General features: G+C 31.5%; 21 protein-coding genes. 4 read left to right on the top strand and 17 right to left on the bottom strand.

The window, feature by feature from the left end; translation table 11 throughout:
- Window positions 1–4 precede the first annotated feature (4 nt).
- Complete coding sequence (locus AC5SL9_RS04835; RefSeq protein WP_011282324.1) at window positions 5–862, top strand: DMT family transporter; 858 nt, start codon at window positions 5–7, stop codon at window positions 860–862.
- 75 nt (window positions 863–937) lie between these two features.
- Window positions 938–2,122 carry an ABC transporter substrate-binding protein gene (locus tag AC5SL9_RS04840; protein WP_006997938.1) on the top strand — a complete coding sequence of 395 codons (1,185 nt, stop codon included), beginning with the start codon at window positions 938–940 and terminating at the stop codon, window positions 2,120–2,122.
- Between the two features lie 56 nt (window positions 2,123–2,178).
- On the opposite strand, the gene AC5SL9_RS04845 is transcribed toward AC5SL9_RS04840, so the two are convergent.
- The 16 genes from AC5SL9_RS04845 to AC5SL9_RS04920 all read right to left on the bottom strand — a co-directional run bounded on the left by AC5SL9_RS04845 (window position 2,179) and on the right by AC5SL9_RS04920 (window position 16,276).
- Window positions 2,179–2,940, bottom strand: coding sequence for a sulfite exporter TauE/SafE family protein (locus AC5SL9_RS04845; protein ID WP_494573896.1), 762 nt, complete (start codon window positions 2,938–2,940; stop codon window positions 2,179–2,181).
- 1 nt (window position 2,941) lies between these two features.
- On the bottom strand, window positions 2,942–4,105 hold the full coding sequence (locus AC5SL9_RS04850) for an MFS transporter (protein ID WP_494573897.1): 1,164 nt from the start codon (window positions 4,103–4,105) through the stop codon (window positions 2,942–2,944).
- Between the two features lie 76 nt (window positions 4,106–4,181).
- The gene (locus tag AC5SL9_RS04855; RefSeq protein ID WP_494574388.1) at window positions 4,182–5,513 is read right to left on the bottom strand and encodes a branched-chain amino acid ABC transporter permease; all 1,332 of its coding nucleotides are present in this window, start codon (window positions 5,511–5,513) and stop codon (window positions 4,182–4,184) included.
- 35 nt (window positions 5,514–5,548) lie between these two features.
- Window positions 5,549–6,559 (bottom strand): branched-chain amino acid ABC transporter permease, encoded by a 1,011-nt coding sequence (locus tag AC5SL9_RS04860; protein ID WP_006997934.1) that lies wholly within the window; start codon window positions 6,557–6,559, stop codon window positions 5,549–5,551.
- Between the two features lies 1 nt (window position 6,560).
- A complete protein-coding gene (locus AC5SL9_RS04865) occupies window positions 6,561–7,268 on the bottom strand; it encodes an ABC transporter ATP-binding protein (RefSeq protein ID WP_011282328.1) in 708 nt (235 codons plus the stop codon).
- Window positions 7,268–8,062 carry an ABC transporter ATP-binding protein gene (locus AC5SL9_RS04870; RefSeq protein ID WP_027307108.1) on the bottom strand — a complete coding sequence of 265 codons (795 nt, stop codon included), beginning with the start codon at window positions 8,060–8,062 and terminating at the stop codon, window positions 7,268–7,270. The genes AC5SL9_RS04865 and AC5SL9_RS04870 overlap by 1 nt, the downstream gene beginning before the upstream one ends.
- A gap of 5 nt (window positions 8,063–8,067) precedes the next feature.
- Window positions 8,068–8,835, bottom strand: a complete 768-nt coding sequence (locus tag AC5SL9_RS04875) for a pyrroline-5-carboxylate reductase (RefSeq protein WP_494573898.1) — start codon at window positions 8,833–8,835, stop codon at window positions 8,068–8,070.
- 32 nt (window positions 8,836–8,867) lie between these two features.
- Window positions 8,868–9,779, bottom strand: coding sequence for a glutarate dioxygenase GlaH (gene glaH, locus AC5SL9_RS04880; protein WP_011282331.1), 912 nt, complete (start codon window positions 9,777–9,779; stop codon window positions 8,868–8,870).
- Window positions 9,779–10,102, bottom strand: coding sequence for an AzlD domain-containing protein (locus AC5SL9_RS04885; protein ID WP_027307110.1), 324 nt, complete (start codon window positions 10,100–10,102; stop codon window positions 9,779–9,781). Before AC5SL9_RS04885 ends, glaH begins: the two co-directional genes overlap by 1 nt.
- The gene (locus AC5SL9_RS04890; RefSeq protein ID WP_494573899.1) at window positions 10,092–10,796 is read right to left on the bottom strand and encodes an AzlC family ABC transporter permease; all 705 of its coding nucleotides are present in this window, start codon (window positions 10,794–10,796) and stop codon (window positions 10,092–10,094) included. Before AC5SL9_RS04890 ends, AC5SL9_RS04885 begins: the two co-directional genes overlap by 11 nt.
- The gene (locus AC5SL9_RS04895) at window positions 10,796–11,581 is read right to left on the bottom strand and encodes an ABC transporter ATP-binding protein (RefSeq protein WP_011282334.1); all 786 of its coding nucleotides are present in this window, start codon (window positions 11,579–11,581) and stop codon (window positions 10,796–10,798) included. The genes AC5SL9_RS04890 and AC5SL9_RS04895 overlap by 1 nt, the downstream gene beginning before the upstream one ends.
- On the bottom strand, window positions 11,581–12,321 hold the full coding sequence (locus AC5SL9_RS04900) for an ABC transporter ATP-binding protein (RefSeq protein ID WP_011282335.1): 741 nt from the start codon (window positions 12,319–12,321) through the stop codon (window positions 11,581–11,583). The genes AC5SL9_RS04895 and AC5SL9_RS04900 overlap by 1 nt, the downstream gene beginning before the upstream one ends.
- Window positions 12,321–13,373 (bottom strand): branched-chain amino acid ABC transporter permease, encoded by a 1,053-nt coding sequence (locus AC5SL9_RS04905; RefSeq protein ID WP_027307111.1) that lies wholly within the window; start codon window positions 13,371–13,373, stop codon window positions 12,321–12,323. The genes AC5SL9_RS04900 and AC5SL9_RS04905 overlap by 1 nt, the downstream gene beginning before the upstream one ends.
- A complete protein-coding gene (locus AC5SL9_RS04910; RefSeq protein WP_027307112.1) occupies window positions 13,373–14,266 on the bottom strand; it encodes a branched-chain amino acid ABC transporter permease in 894 nt (297 codons plus the stop codon). Before AC5SL9_RS04910 ends, AC5SL9_RS04905 begins: the two co-directional genes overlap by 1 nt.
- 64 nt (window positions 14,267–14,330) lie before the next feature.
- On the bottom strand, window positions 14,331–15,572 hold the full coding sequence (locus tag AC5SL9_RS04915) for an amino acid ABC transporter substrate-binding protein (RefSeq protein ID WP_011282338.1): 1,242 nt from the start codon (window positions 15,570–15,572) through the stop codon (window positions 14,331–14,333).
- 89 nt (window positions 15,573–15,661) lie between these two features.
- Entirely contained in the window at window positions 15,662–16,276 is a 615-nt protein-coding gene (locus AC5SL9_RS04920; protein WP_006997922.1) for a LysE family translocator, read from the bottom strand.
- Between the two features lie 127 nt (window positions 16,277–16,403).
- Between AC5SL9_RS04920 and AC5SL9_RS04925 the strand changes: the two genes are divergently transcribed.
- The gene (locus AC5SL9_RS04925) at window positions 16,404–16,700 is read left to right on the top strand and encodes a TIGR03643 family protein (protein ID WP_006997921.1); all 297 of its coding nucleotides are present in this window, start codon (window positions 16,404–16,406) and stop codon (window positions 16,698–16,700) included.
- Between the two features lie 3 nt (window positions 16,701–16,703).
- On the top strand, window positions 16,704–16,958 hold the full coding sequence (gene grxC, locus AC5SL9_RS04930) for a glutaredoxin 3 (protein WP_006997920.1): 255 nt from the start codon (window positions 16,704–16,706) through the stop codon (window positions 16,956–16,958).
- A gap of 1 nt (window position 16,959) precedes the next feature.
- Here the strand turns inward: grxC and msrB are convergent, their stop codons facing one another.
- Window positions 16,960–17,334 carry a peptide-methionine (R)-S-oxide reductase MsrB gene (msrB, locus tag AC5SL9_RS04935; protein WP_011282340.1) on the bottom strand — a complete coding sequence of 125 codons (375 nt, stop codon included), beginning with the start codon at window positions 17,332–17,334 and terminating at the stop codon, window positions 16,960–16,962.
- Window positions 17,335–17,336 lie beyond the last annotated feature (2 nt).

Consider the following 17,336-nt stretch of genomic DNA (forward strand, 5'->3'; position numbering starts at 1 on the left):
TTTTTTGACTGTCAGACATTATTTTTTAGTTTTATTTATCATGTTTCTTTTTGGTAGTTCTTATCCAATTAATAAACTTGCATTAAACACATCCCTCACCCCTGTATTGGCAGCCTCATTGAGAATGTTTATACTTTTTGTTTGTCTTGTTCCTTTTTGTAAATTTAAAATCCCAAACAAAAAATACTATCTGCCTTTAGCAGGTTTTTCTTTTTCAATGGGCTTTGGTGTTTTTATTTTTTTAAATTTATCTCTGCAAAAAGCAACTATGGTTGCTCCTATAATTATTGGAGCTCAACTAGCAATACCCTTTGCAATTCTGGCAAGCTCTTTATTTTTAGGTGAAAAGGTAACTCCTAAAATGTGGGTATTAATATTTATTTCTTTTTTTGGAATTTTTTTAATTGGTTATGATCCAAATTTAAAAAGTGAAATTTTTGCAATTTTTCTTTGTGCAATTTCTGCTTTTTTCTATGGTGTTGCGAATGTGTTTTCTAGATATATTAAAGATATAGATGTTAAATTAACCAACACAGTTATGGGCTTTACTGGTTTTATACTGCTTTTTCTTTTTTCCATTTTTTTTGAAGGAAACACAGTTTATCAATTACTAAATATTGATTTTTATACTTGGCTTTTATTACTGCATAATGGGGTGATGGTTTCTGTAATTGCACACACTTCATTATTTTATTTATATAAATTTTATTCAGTAAATAAAATTATGCCCTTTTATTCTTTATTTCCAGTATTTGGCCTAATCCTAACGTTCTTTATATTCGGAGAAATCCCAACTCTACTTAGTGCGATTGGTGGTTTAATTATAATATTTTCTGTATATAGGCTTCAAAAAATTAGATAATTCTCCTATTGAAAATTCGTTTAAATAGTCTTTAATTTGATTTTTATAAATTGTTAACAATCAAAAAGGAAAATAATGAAAAAACTATTTATTGCTGCTTTTATATTCGTTTCTACTTTTACAACGAATACATTCGCAGAAGTTAAAATGGGAATCATTTTAGGATTTACTGGTCCTATTGAATCTCTAACACCAGCTATGGCTGCATCTGCAGAGCTTGCATTTAAAGAAGCTTCTGACTCAGGTTCACTATTAGGTGGAGAAACTATTTCAGTAGTAAGAGCAGATTCAACTTGTGTTGATTCAGCAGCAGCAACAGCAGCAGCAGAAGGTGTTATTGCACAAGGTGTTGCAGCAATTATGGGTGCTGACTGTTCAGGTGTAACTGGTGCTATTGCATCTAATGTTGCTGTACCAAATGGTGTAGTAATGATTTCACCTTCAGCAACTTCTCCAGGACTTACAGCTTTAGATGATAAAGGCTTCTTTTTTAGAACAGCCCCATCTGATGCTAGAGGTGGTCAGATTTTAGCTGATATTACTAAAGACAGAAAAATCAAAAGTGTAGCAATTACTTACACTAACAATGACTATGGAAAAGGTTTGGCTGATGTTTATGAAGCAGCTGTAAAAGCTCATGGTATTAAAGTAACAACTGTATCTGCACACGAAGATGGTAAAGCAGATTACTCATCTGAAGTAGCAACTTTAGCTTCAGCAGGTGGTGATGCCGTAGCAGTAATTGGTTACCTAGACCAAGGTGGAAAAGGAATTATTCAAGGTTCTTTAGACTCTGGTGCATTTGATAAATTTATTTTATCTGATGGTATGATCGGTGACTCATTAACTGAAGCTTTTGGAAAAGATTTAAATAAATCTTTTGGTTCAATTCCTGGTTCAATGAATAAAAAAACAGCAGGTACTTTTGCCTCTGTTGCTAAAGCAGCGGGTATCGACTCATCTGGACCTTACACTGGTGAATCTTATGATGCAGCAGCTTTAATCGTTCTTGCGATGCAAGCAGGTGGATCAGCAGATAGAGCTTCTATTGCAAAAAATGTAATGGATGTTGCTAATGCCCCTGGTACTAAGATTTACCCAGGTGAACTTAAAAAAGGTTTAGACTTACTAGCTAAAGGTAAAAAAGTTGACTACGAAGGTGCAACTGGTGTTACTTTTACTAACGTAGGTGAAGCTGAAGGTTCTTTCCTAGAAAAAGAAATCAAAGGTGGAAAATTCAAAAATAAAAAACAAAGATAATTAAAATCTTAATTTTAAAACCCTCAGCAGTGAAAATTGCTGGGGGTTTTTTTTATTTAAAAATTACTAATAATCCTAAAAAAACCAAATATCGAAATTAATATAAGAAAATAAAAAACAACTTTTCTATAAGTTTTCTCTTTGCTTTTAACAAAAAATTTATCACCAATATAAACACCTATTGGTAAAATAATAATCAGTGGAATAGTTCTATAAATAGTTGTGAGATCTACAATTCCTGCAAAAAAACTTAGAGTAAATGCATAAATATCTGTTAAAAAGAATAAGGCTGCTAATGAACCTCTAATTACTGCTGGTTGAATACTTGTAACTAATAAAAAAAGTGCCACAGGCATTCCACCTAATGTGGTTAATCCATTTAATGTTCCAGAGACTATTCCAGTAATAAGTTTTCCATAATTATTATTAATTTTTTTATTCTCATATCCTTTCATTAATAAAAATGAAAAAAATATAACTAATGCGCAAACTGACAGGTGTGTTGTATCTGGAGATAAATACTTCAATAAATAAAGCCCAATAGGTGACCCAATGATTATTCCTATCAATAATTTTAAAACAAAATTCCAGTCTATTTTGTTCCATATATATGGAACCATAAAAATACTAATAATAACCTCAAGTATTAGAATAATTGGGACTATCTCTATTGCTGGAAGAATAAAAGAAAAGCCAGAAATACATATTGCAGAAAAGCCAAAGCCATTAAAACCTCTTATAATAGATGCAATAAATACGGTAAATATTACAAAATAGATTTCAATTAAACTAAGTTGAAGATTAGATAAAAAATCCACTCTATTTTCTCTCTTTAAAGTCTGCTCTTAATGTTGATAAAATAATTATTACTAAAAATATTATACAAACTAAATTCATTGTTTTCCAACTTGTTAAGGTTAAAAAAACTCCAGCCGATAAGCTTGCTACTGCCTGAATAGAATAAACAATTAAATCATTAAAGCCTTGTGCTTTAAATTTTTCATCCTCTCTATAAGATAAAACTAGTAAACTTGTTCCAGATATAAATAAAAAGTTCCAACCAAATCCTAAAAATATTAATGCAATTAAATAATTAATAAAATTTTGCTCAAATAAACTAGTCAAAATTGTTATAAAAAATAAAACAACACCAGCGTACATAATTTTACTATGTCCAAATTTTTTTATCAAAAAACCTGTTATCAATGAAGGTAAAAACATAGCTGCGATATGAAATTGAATTACAAAACCTGTTTTAGTTAAACTTATTTTTTCCATTACATGCATACTTATTGGAGTTGCAGTCATTAAAAATGACATCACTGCATAAGCAAATGCCGAAGCCACTAATGCTTGTAGAAATCTTGGTTGAGAAATTAACTCCAAATAACTACGTTTGATTTTCTTGTTAACATGATTGGGTTTATGTCCATCCTCATAAAATAATAGAAAAATTGTTGAAGTAAGAGTTAAAGCAGCAAGTGCAATATAAGATCCGGCATATAAATGTTCGGCTATAAAACCTTTTGTTATATTAGCAACATTTGGTCCTATAAAGGCCGAACCTATTCCTGCTAATAATATTATTGAAATAGCTTTTGGTGCCATATCTTTTTTAACAGTCTCAACTGCAGCAAAACGATATTGATGACTGAAGGCTACTCCTGCACCAAGCAAAAAACATGAAATATTAAAAAGAATAAAACTTTCAATAATTATTGAGTACGCCGCTAGAACAGATGATAAGGAACTCACTACAGAAGCAAACATAAAGCCTGCTCTTCGACCAATTATACTCATAACCTTTGCTGCAAAGATTGCAAAAATTGCAATACCAACAATTGATAAAGCCATCGGTAAAGTTGCTAAAGATTTTACTGGACTAAACTGAGAGCCAATTATTCCACTTAAGAAAACTGTTACGGGTGCTGCTGTAAAAGCAAAAATTTGACTTAAAATTAGCAACCATAAATTTTTATTCATTAAAAAATGTATTTATCACTAAGATAAAGAGCAAAACCTAGAGCCATCCCTAATAAAATATATTTCATAATAAGGTTTATTTTATTTCGATTTTTTCAGGAAGTATACCTTTAGGTCTATACCTCATGATCAACAGAAGACCCATCCCCATCATTAAATATCTAAAGTAAGGAACGCTTTCAATTAAATGAATTTTTAATGAATGTGTATCTGCTAAACCTGCTGTAAACAAATTAATCAAGAATAATGCAATTGGCGCTGCCTCAATCCATAGAAACCAGACTGCAAAACCTCCTAAAATTGCTCCAAAATTATTTCCACTTCCTCCAACAATAACCATAACCCAGATTAAAAAAGTATATCTCATAGGTTGGTAACTACCTGGAGTAAATAAACCATCTTGAGTAACTAACATAGCGCCAGCAATTCCAACTATAGCTGAGCCTAAAATAAAGATTAATAAATGTTGCTTGACGACATTTTTTCCCATTGCATTAGCAGCTTCTTCATTGTCTCTTATCGCACGCATCATTCTTCCCCATGGAGAGTAAAGAGCTTTTTGAGTTACTATTAACAAGGCTATAACAACAATTAAAAATAAACCTGAATAACAAAGTTTTACAAAAACTGATGATCCCTCAATTACTAATTGGTTAAGAGCTGATTGTTTATCAGTAATACTGGAGATTAAATCTAATTTCCCAGAATTAAATTTTGCAACTAAATTTATAAACCATTCTTTAGTTTGGAGTTCAATTTCATAAGGCACTGGTCGATCCAGTCCAATTACATTTTTAACACCTCTTGTTAACCAATCTTCATGCTTGATTATGGCTATAACTATTTCTGATATTAATAGTGTGGCAATAGCTAAATAGTCTGCACGTAAACCTAAAGCAACTTTACCAACTATAAATGCTAGACCTGCTGCAAAAAATGCACCTACGATCCAAGAAAACATAATTGGTAATCCTAATCCACCAAGAAATCCTGTTGTTGCTGGGTTAACATTTTCAATAGCTTCAATACTTGTCTCTGATGTAATTCTTATAATTATAATTCCAGCAATAATAATTGTAGCAATACCATAAGTTCTAATTTTAGATTTTTCAAAGTTTTTTAATACAAAACGTATTGCAAGGACCATTGCAACAATTAACCATAAAGACATTAGAATACTAAAACCTCCCGCAACCCATGCTTCTTGTACAGGTTCAACAGAAATTAAAACTGCAGCCAATCCACCTAATGCCGCATAACCCATTAGACCAAAATTGATTAACCCTGCATACCCCCATTGAATATTTGCTCCCATAGTCATTACAGCAGAAATTAAACACATATTAAAAATTGATAGAGCTACATTCCAAGATTGAAATATTCCAACTAAAATAATAAGCCCCAACATGATTGTGTAAGCTATAATTACATTTAAGTGCTTTCTCACAGTACCTTCCCTTTGAATATTCCATTAGGTCTATAAAGTAAGACAATCACCAGTATAGAAAATGAGACAGCAAATTTATAATCTGTTGATAATAACTGAACTAAGGTTTCTGGCTCCATGCTTGCTGGCAAAACATACATAAAGAATTTTTTATAAGCATAAGTTAGGAATATTTCTGAAAATGCTATGACGTATCCTCCTAAAAATGCTCCAAACGGGTTTCCAATACCTCCAACAATTGCTGCAGCAAAAATTGGCAGCATGTTATTAAAGTAGGTAAATGGCTTAAAACTTTTGTCCAATCCATATAAAGCTCCGCCAATTGTCGCTAAAATACCTGCAATAATCCAAGTAATCATAACTACTCTTTTAGGATCAATTCCTGACAATAAAGCTAAATCCTCATTATCAGAATAAGCACGCATGCTTTTTCCTGTCTTAGTTTTGTTTAAAAACCAAAATAAAATAGAAACCAATACAATTGTTACAAATATAGTTAATACCTGACTAGATTTAATTGCTAAACCTTCATTAAGTCCTGTCATTTCTTTAAACTCACCTGCTTTGATAATAAATTTTTCTCCATCAAAAAACCTCTGATCTGATGGACCGATTATTATTCTAACAACAGCTTGAGTTACAAACATTACACCAATACTAACCATTGCAAGTTGAACAGGAGGACTTTTGCTCACTCTATAATATCTAAAAACAAATTTATCAATTAAGAGCATATATCCAATTGTTAAAACAATTGCAAAAGGGATGGCAAGTAACGCTGTTGGTAAAACACCTAAAGAAATTCCAAGTGATTGAAAATACCAAGTAAATAATATGGTGACCATCGTACCAAAAGCCATCATGTCCCCAGTTGCAAAATTAGCAAACCTTAAAATTCCATAAATTAAAGTTACAAATATTGCACCTAGTGCTAGTTGAGAGCCATACGTAAGAGCTGGCATAAAAATATAATTTAATAATAATATAATTGCGTTTAAGAATTCCATACTATCCACCTAAAAAAGAGCTTCTTACTCTTGGGTCGTTTAATAATTCTTTTCCTGTTCCTGAATACTTATTTTCACCTGTAACTAGTACATATCCACGATCAGAAATATTAAGCGCTTGTTTAGCATTTTGCTCAACCATTAAAATTGCAACATTAGTTCTTTTTACTTTGATGATATGATCAAATAATTCATCCATTACTATTGGAGAAACACCAGCAGTGGGTTCATCTAACATTAATACAGATGGTTTTATCATTAATGCTCTTCCAAGAGCCACTTGTTGTCTTTGACCTCCAGATAATTCACCAACTAATTGGTTTCTTTTTTCTCTAAGTATTGGAAATAGTTCATAAATTTCTTCTATAATATTTTGATAATTGTCATCTCTTAAATAAGCTCCCATCTCTAAATTTTCTTCAACACTCATTCCAGAAAATACATTTTTTGTCTGTGGTACAAATGAAATACCTTCTCTCACCCTATCTTGTGGTGAAAGTTTTGAAATATCTTTGCCATCAATTATAACTGAACCAGATTTTAAATTTAAAAGACCAAGCATTGCTTTCATGGCTGTTGATTTACCAGCACCATTAGGTCCAAGAATTGAAACTATTTCGCCTCTGTTTACATTAACTGAACAAGAGTTGATGATATCAGGTCCATTACCATAACCACCTGTCATTTTTAAACCTTCAAAAAAAGCCATTAGTTCTCATCCTTTATCTTTGATCCTCTGCCTAAATAGCTTTCTATAACTTTTTCATCTTTCTTAGCTTCTTCAGCAGTCCCTTCAAATAAAACTGAACCTTCTGCCATAACAATAACAGGGTTACATAATCTACTTATAAACTCCATATCATGTTCGATCATACAGAATGTATAACCTTCTTCCTTATTTAACTTAAAAATAGCAGTTCCTAAATCTTTAAGCAGTGTTCTATTAACACCAGCACCTACTTCATCAAGTAATACTAATTTTGCATCGACCATCATGGTTCTTCCAAGTTCTAATAATTTTTTTTGGCCTCCAGATAAATTCCCAGCTAATTCATTTGATAAATGAGTCAGATTTAAAAAATCGACTACGTCTTGTGCTTTTTGTTTAACTTTAAGTTCTTCCGTTCTAACTAAACTTGGTTTTAATAAAGCAGTCATTAAATTTTCACCTGACTGATTTGCAGGAACCATCATTAAATTTTCAAGCACAGAAAGATTAGTAAACTCATGTGCTATTTGAAAAGTTCTTAAAATTCCTTTAGAAAATAATTCATATGAAGGAACGTCAGTAACATCCTCATTATTAAACAATACTTTTCCTTGTGAGGATTTTAAATTTCCAGCTATTAGATTGAACAAGGTGGTCTTGCCTGAGCCGTTAGGTCCTATAATTCCTGTAATAGATCCTTTCTTAATCTTTAATGAACAATCTGACACTGCAGCCAAACCTCCAAAATATTTAGATAGATTTTCAATTTGTAAGATGTTCTGTTCTTGATCCATGAAATTTATTTATTTAATCTTCTATGTATACTGTTGAGTGTTTTTTCTAAAGATTTATAAAAACCTGCTTTGCTTAATTCTTTAACTCCTTGTTCATTCAATCCTTTAGGTGTTTGAGACTCTTTTACTAAAAATTTTAAATCTTTTTTAGAGTTTACAACTGCATCTTCTGATAATGCTAAAAATAAAGATGTTATATATTTTTGTGCATTATTTCGTTTAACTCCTCTTTTCACTAACCAGCCTGTCATTACTCTTAGTAATTCATAAAAGGGTGCCATCATTCCAGAGGTTGACCAAAAATTGATTGAAGATTTTTCATTTTTAATTTCAACGGTTGTGCCAATTTTATTAAAAAAATCTTTAACTTTTTTATTGGGTGGACAAATGGGTACTGGTCCTTTTTTTAAAGATATAGGAGGTAATGGTATCGCTCTTATAATTTTTGCTTTAACTTTAATTGCTTTTTTAAGTTGAGCTAAAGTAATTGTTGATATGAAACTAATTACAGTTTGATTTGATCTAAACTTTAAATTTTTAATAATTTTTTCACCCACTGTTGGAGTTACTGATAAAAATATCCAATCACAAGAATTAATAATTTCCTGGTTATCTTTACTAACAGTTATCTTTTTAAACTTTTTTTTTAAAATATTAGATGTAGATTTATTTCTCTCAGAGATGATTATTTTGTTATACGAAATACTGGAACTGCAAATACCAGTAATAACGGCAGACGTAATTTTACCTGTTCCTATAAAGCCTAATTTCATAAATATAGTTACTTTATAGTGATATTAGTGAATTAATTAATAAAAAAAGAACCTCTAATTCTCAATAGTTCTCTGCTTAAATCTTTATTTTCTTTGAAAGGTTTTCTTCCGTGTAACCAAAAATAATTATTAGCCACAATGGTTGATCCAGGTACTAATTTAGTGATTACTTTATTCTTACTTTCCTCTAAAGCATCTGATAATTTTTGTAAGAAAATTCCTTGATCCATATTTTTTGGTTCAGGGAATTGATCAATATATGAAATATTTGGCTTACCGTTATCATCTGTTGTGAAAACTGGATGTTCAACTTTATATTCTATATTTTTACTTTTAGGAGACCCCCATACAAAATTTTGTTTTCCAATGGGGTCATTGAATAAATCCTCACAATGTTCCCAGTCATCAAGATGCAACATTGCTGTTTCTCCTCCTTGGACATTTTGTTCTTCAATTTTAGTCATCAAAAGCCAATCTGTGATCTCTTTAACATATGTCCCATCCGTATGAAGATCCATATTTGTGTAAGCTTTTCTTAAGTACGAGTCACTTTTATCTTCATGCTTTACAAAAAATCTTGCATAATATTTTCCAGCCATGGCATCATAATTTGGATTACCAATTAAATAGGCAATTGCTGTTGATAGCTTTACTAAAAAGATATCATTAATTTTTGCACTTACTTTTTTTGGTCCAATTATAAAACAACCTGTTTCTCTATCTCTTACTATTGAATTAAGTAATTTGCTTAATTTATTAGAAGTTAAATCATCTAAACTTTTAGCAATAGTAAATCTGGTAAATGGTTTGTACTCTAAGGCAGTGATATCAAATTTATTGAATGGAAATATTAATTTATCTAAAATTTCATCTTCAATTCTAATGTCAATTATTCTTTTTGAATTTTGATGTTCTGTTATTGTTATTCCAGAGATATTTTCCATTAGAAATAATTACTTAGTACCGCCATCATGATAGCAGAAATAACAGTAGGATAAACAAAATTTCTTTTAGATATAAAAAATATAAATAAACAAAATAAAACAACAGTTACTCTACTTAAGTAACTAGCATCAGACAAAACACCTACCGGAAATATAATTGTTCTTGCTATTAATGCAGCTAGTGTTGAGTAGGCAAGACAATTAAACCATTTAAATAATTTTGAAGTTACTTTTATTCCTTGTGAAGAAATTGCACCTAAAAACCTTGAAGAGAAAGTTGCAAGGGACGTGACTAAGATTGCAAGAAATACACTAGTTGACATTTAGCTCTCCTATAAAATAAGCAATTGTTCCACCAACAAGTCCTCCCAATAAAATTGACCACTCTGGAGATAGAAAATAAAAAATTGGTCCTAATATCAGACCTAAAATTACTGCAGTTGTAATTTGAATAGTTTTCATTGCCCCAACCATCATGCATAAAAAATAAATTGGGTTTAAAATTGCTAAGCCCATCATCATATTCTTATCCAAATAATCAGATGCATAAAATCCTATAAAAGTTCCTATTACTGCTGTAGTCCAAGTAGCACAACCAATTCCAATCCAAAAATCAATTCTATGTTTTTTTTCAATACTTTTGTAATTACTTTTCATAATTAGCCATGCAGATACTGCTATAAAATGACATGAAAAGTAATATTTCCATTTTGGTTGGCTTTTGTGCATCATTAATGGAAATAAAGAAACAGCCATTGGATAAAGACGAGCATTAACAAACCAAACAGCTAAAAAAATATTTAATAATGAAGCTCCAACTAATAACGACTCTGCCATAACTAATGATCCAGGCAAAGCATAAGTAAGCATAGTTGAAAAAATACTTTCTTGAATATTAAATCCTAAATTTTTAAGAAGTGCCCCAATTGCTATAAAACAAGATCCAAGTGCAAGGGCTGGGCTATCTGGAGCTAAAATAGATTTGAAACCTTTAAAGAAAAATTCTTTATTAATCATTAACCACCAAGGAATAATCTACCAACGTCAGGATTTTTTAATAAATCGTCCCCTTTGCCAGCAATAGCAGTTTGTCCTGATACTAAAACATAACCTATATCAGCAAACTCTAATCCTTTTTTAGCATTTTGTTCCACTAGGATAATAGTTTTCTTTTCTGTTTGTTGAAGATCTCTTAATATTTCAAAAACCATATCTATATATCTCGGTTCTAAACCAATTGAAGGTTCATCAACAAGTAATACAGAAGGTTTCATAACTAGTGCTCTAGAAATTTCTAATAATCTTCTTTCCCCACCAGATAAAACTTTTGCAGGTTGGTTTCTTCTGTTTCTTAATCTTTCATATTTTTCAAAAATTCTTTCAGCTTCTTGATAAGATTCGTCTGTGTTTTCTTTAGTATAACCACCCATTAGTAAATTTTCTTCAACCGTCATATCTGGAAAGACTGAATTATCTTGTAAGATATATGCTATTCCACACGACTTAAGTTTTTCTGCTGGGGTTAGATGCGTAATTTCTTTACCATCAATTTCTATTTGCCCTGAAAAGATATTTGTAAATCCATAAATAGAGTGAAGAATTGTAGATTTTCCAGCACCATTTGGACCAATTAAACATAGAGATTGAGCTTTACTTACACACAAATCAAAATCATGTAGAATTTCCATCTTACCATAACCAGCAGATAAATTTTTAATCGTTACATGGTTATTGTCTGGAGATAGTTTTTTTAATTCTTCAGGTCCTGGTGCTTTTCCTAATACATCATATTGATTTGACATTATTGTGCTCCCAAGTAAGCGTCTAGCACACGCTTATCATTTTTAATTTCATCTGGAGTTCCGTTTGCCAACATTTGACCATGTGCTAAACAAAAAACTCTTTGTGCTAAATTCATAATTACTTTCATATTATGCTCTATAACTAACAGGGTAATCCCATAATCTTTATTAACACTAATTAAACGATCAATAATTCCATTAATTAATGTTGGATTAATTCCAGCTGTTGGCTCATCTAACAAGAGCATTTTGGGCTCATTCATTAATGCCATTGCTAGTTCTAATAATTTTTGCTGACCAAAAGAAAGATCTCCTGCTCTAAGTTTTCTTTTTTGATGAAGTCCTACAAACTTTAATAATGTTTCTGCTTTATCAGTTAAACCTGAAGGTATTTTTTGGAAAACTGTTAAAATTCCATCATTTTCAGGTTTGTGGCTGATTAGCATATTTTGAATACAGTTTAATTTTCCATAAATTCGGGTTTGTTGAAAAGTTCTAAGTAATCCAAGTTTAGCAATAACAGGTACTGGTAACTCAGAGACTTCTCTGTTGTTAAATTTAATTGAACCCCCATCAATTGGATAAGTTCCAACTATTGAGTTAAATAAAGTAGTTTTTCCAGAACCATTTGGCCCAATTAATCCAACTATTGAACCTTGTTCAACTGACATAGAGATATCTACGTTGGCTTTAACACCGCCAAAAGATTTACTTACATTTGATATATCTAATATAGCCATTATTTTAATTCTACCTGTGCTTTTCGGTCAGCTTCATCAATTACTTCTCCAAATCTTTCAGGATATTTCTCTCTTAACCATCCCATTAAACCTTCAGGAAAATAAACAACGATTACAATAATTAAAACTCCAAGAGCTACATACTGCCATCCTAAAAAGTAAGTCCAAAATCCTTCTTTAAATAAATGAAATAAAACAGCACCAACTAGTGGTCCCCATAAAGTTCCTTTACCACCAAGAATTGCCATTAACACCATAAACACTCCAAATGTAGGTCCAGCAAATGCAATTTCATTAGGTTCAATGTAACCATTAATATGACCCATTAGTCCTCCTGCAATTCCAACAAAGAACGCTGATACCATCCAACCTATAATTTTATACCTCATAGTGTGAATGCCCATTGCTTCAGCTTTATCTTCGTTATCTCTTATTGCATTTAAAATTAATCCAAATCTTGTACTGTAGGCCCACTTTAAAGTAATAAAAGTTATAACTGCTAAACCAAAACTTAAATAGTACATAAACTGTGATGATGATGCGTTAGATCCTAAATCTTTTGGCCAAACAGGAACCGTCATACCTTGTCCTGCTCCAATAATTTCAATTCCACCTGCAATTTCGCCAGCAGCAATTCCTAAAGCTAAAGTACAAATTGCAAAGTAATGCCCTCTTAAACCTAAAATTCCATAACCAATTACTCCTGCAATTATTGTTGGAATAATTCCTGCTAACAATATTCCAACTCCAAACCCTTGAAAAAATTGTGGAACCGTATGAACAAAAGTTTTTTCTCCACCAGCATCCGTCCACTCAGCTAATGAAAAAAACATTGCTATTTGTGTACTTGAAGCAACATACATTCCAACTCCAAAAAATAAAATATTTCCAAATGTATTGTAGCCCATTTGTCCACCTTGAACGTCCCAAGTCATCGCAAGAACGATTAAAATATAAAGAAACGACATCTGAAGTTTGTAAGCAGGAAATATAAATGCACCAGCTAAGCCAAAAATTATTAGACCCATGTATAAAAGAGTATTTTTATTCATTATTTTAGATATTCTCTTTTTCTTGATAATTTAAATCTTCTGTAAACAAGAATTAATACGAGTAGCGAGAATACAGCTGCTATTCTAAATTCTGTTCCAAGTAGATAATCTGCCCATTCTTCAAATATACCAAGACCCATACCAGATATTGCAACAGCTGGTAAATTTCCAAGTCCAGCAATGATTACAATCATGAATGATCTTACCGTGTAAGGTAATCCTGTGTATGGATGAAGTGTAAATGTGATCGCAACACAAGCTCCTGCTATTCCACATAATGCTGCATTTATTCCAAATGTTGCAGCATAAACTTTTTCTGTATCTACACCTAAAATTTTAGCAGCTCTTGCATTTTGTGCGGTTGCTCTAATTGCTCTACCTAATTTTGATTTTCTCATATAGATCACCAAAATAAATGCAGATATGACACAAACAGCTCCTGAAAATAACTTAGCATTAGGAATTGTAACCATATCGTTAAATAACATTGTTGTTCCAAAATCTGATTGAGCAACAACTACGTCTGCGCCAAATGCAAAATTCATTAACTGTTGTGCTAAAATACTAATTCCAAAAGTTGCAAGAATTGATGTAAATAAATCTTTATCTACCACTTTATTAATAACCAGCTTGTACATTCCCCATCCAACACAATACATTACAATTGGAGATACAATTATACCAAAGGCTGGATGAATTCCTGAGAGATACATAAAGTAAGCAATGTAACCACCCATAATTACTAATTCTCCTTGAGCAATGTTTATTATATTCATTACTCCCCACTGCAGAGCCATTCCATAAGCAATTAATGCAAATAAAATACCTAGAAGTATTCCATCCATTGAGGCTTGGACCATTAGTATTGGTGCTTGAAAAATTAGAAAATCCATAAATTATTTAAATGTTTATAAAAAAATGCCCCCTATTTCTAGGGAGCATTTTACATATTAGGTATTATCTTTTTGACCAAGATGGAATTGGGTGTACCAACTCAGCTGATGCCCATTTTGTAGGAGCAACAACTTTGTTTTCACACTTACTACCATCATCGTTACATGATACTTGGAAAAGTACCATTGGTTTTGATACGTTCTGCCCACCTTCTGCAAATTTTATGTTCCCATAAAAAGTTTGCATATCAGTTGCAGCTAAAGCGTCTCTAACTTTTTTAGTGTCAAATGATTGCGCTCTTTCGAATGCATCTTTAAATACTAATAAAGCAGCTGACGACTCTGCAGCTTGGTATGGCGGTGCATAACCAAATGCTTTTGTAAAATCTGCATCATAGGTAGTTCCATCTTTAAAGAAATCATCTTTGTAAGATAATGATTTATGCCATTGAGAAGCACAAAGTGCATACTCAGAAGCTTTACCATGCATCTTAGATAATTTAGCGGCATCACAGTGAGTCATTGCTAACATAGGAACATCAACTTTCATTTCTGAAATTTGCCTAACAGCTGTTAAAGCTCCTTTTGTGTGACCTGAAACCACAAGAACATCTGGTTTTACAGCTTTTACTTTAGATAAAGTAGCAGCCATATCATTAAGTTCTTTCGGTAACTTGTCATCAATTATGATTTTAGAACCTGTTCTTTTAGCAGCATCAAGAATACCTAATCTCACATCTTGAGAGAAAGCATCTTGTTCAAATGCCATTGCAATCTTAACTGGTTTTCCACCGTTTTTTTCAACTGCAAGATCAATTGCTACATCAAGATATAAGTTCGCAGGAGCTAGTACTGCAAATAAATATTTATAACCCTTAGTGAATAACGATCTAGACGCACCGTTTGCTTCAACCATAGGAATTCCATATTTTTCAGTTACAGGAGCCATAGCTTTAGTCAAACCTGAGCTATAAGGCCCAAGCATGTATTGAACACCATCTTGTTGAATTAATCTTTCTGCAAGTTGTGCTGCCCTTCCAGAGTTTGACTCGTCATCGTAATAAATGATTTCAAACTTGTAAGTTTTTCCACCAACCTTAATACCACCCATGTCATTTATTCTGTCAACTGCTAAGTTATAGCCGTTTTGAGTATGAACACCATTTGATGAGTATTTTCCAGTCAATGAAATAGCTGCACCTAAAATAATTTTATCCCCAACAACCTTCGCGAAAGATATTGTTGAAGCTGAAATTAAAAGAGCAATTGCAGAAACTAAAGTAATAATTATATTTCTGATTTTCATTTTTATTTCTCTCTATTAGTTTTTTAATTTAAATAAATATTTAACCCTTAAATGTAATTACACGCAAGTCCTTAAGACAAAAGTGTGACCTAATAGTTTTGAATAAATGCTATGATTAAAGCGATTAATATCAATACACACGCTGAAATTGTATTAATAACTTTTGGGTTTGCTTTTATCCAAACAATTAATTTTCTAGCAAGAACAGCATAAGCAATTAAAGATAAAAAATCTAAAACTGCATATGTTGTAATTAAAATTATAAATTGGACAATATAATTTGAATTAAAATCTATAAACTGTGGGAATATTAAAGGAAAAAACATCCAAGCTTTTGGACTTGTTCCTGCAACTAAAAAACCATCTTTAAAAAAAGAAAAAAAGCTTTTTGACGAAATATTATTTGAATTTATATCTTTTGGTCTTGAATTATAAATATCATAAGCAAGATAAAGTAAGTAAGCTATACCAATCCACTTAAAAGTATTTAGAAAGTTTGGATTATCGACAAAAAAAGATCCTAAAACAAAAATTACTAAAGTGGCTTGAATAATATTTGCCGTAACATCTCCAAGAGCTGTCCAGATACATTTTTGAACTCCATAATTCATGGAATACGAAATGATTACAATTCTAGGTGTGCCAGGAGTGATAAATAAAAATAAAATAATCTGTAAAAAAAGAAAATAATTTAAGGGAAGCATTTTGTTGTTTGGATAGTCCTAAATAAAACCGGGAGCTAAAGATGGCTAAATAGGACTATCTTAGGAATGATAATATCATGAGCTGAAATAAAATGCATTAACCATTTTTTTCAAATATAAGGTATTTATGAAAAAAAAAGGTCACACCCCTATAACTAGGGTTAAAAATCCAGAGCCTCATGTATCAGATCCTGAATGGATCATCTGGGCTGCTTGGGCTGACCGGATTACCTTTGAAGAAATAGAGCAAAAAACTGGAAAGACAGAAGGTGAAGTAATCAAGATTATGAGGCGTTCTATAAAGCCTGTTTCTTTTAGATTGTGGAGAAAAAGAGTTAATCAAAAAAGTATTAAACATAGAAAAAAATTTGAATACTCTAGAAAAGAAATTACTAGTAAAATTAAAAAGAATGATTATTTATAAGATATGAAAAATGTAACTATTTATACAGGTCCACTTTGTAATTTTTGTGATGCAGCAAAAAGATTATTAGCTAGAAACAACGTTGAATATAAAGAAATTAATATTGCAACAGTAGATGGAGCAATGGATGAAATGATTACTAAAGCTAATGGAAAAAGAACTATTCCACAAATCTTTTTTGATGATAATCATATTGGTGGTTACGATGATGTTAGAGCTCTTGAAAAAGAAAATAAATTACTAGAACTTTTAAAATAAACTAGTTTTTAGGTTTAAAAGTCAGACAAACACCATTATTACAATATCTTTTACCAGTTGGTTTAGGTCCATCTTCAAAGATATGACCATGATGTCCACCACATTTTTTGCAATGATATTCTACCCGCTCATAACCTAATAGAGTATCTGTTTTAGTTTCAAATGCATCCGGTAACGATTGATAAAATGAAGGCCAACCTGAACCACTTTCATATTTGGCATTTGAGTCAAATAATTTTTCACCACAATTAGCACAATGATAGCTTCCTTCTCTCTTCTCGTGATTTAATTCACTTGTACCAGGCGCTTCTGTACCATCTTCAAATAGAACTAATTTTTGTTCAGCTGTAAGGTCTTTGTTAATTTTTTTTGTCATGG

The organism is Candidatus Pelagibacter sp. PS_37, assembly GCF_059417825.1.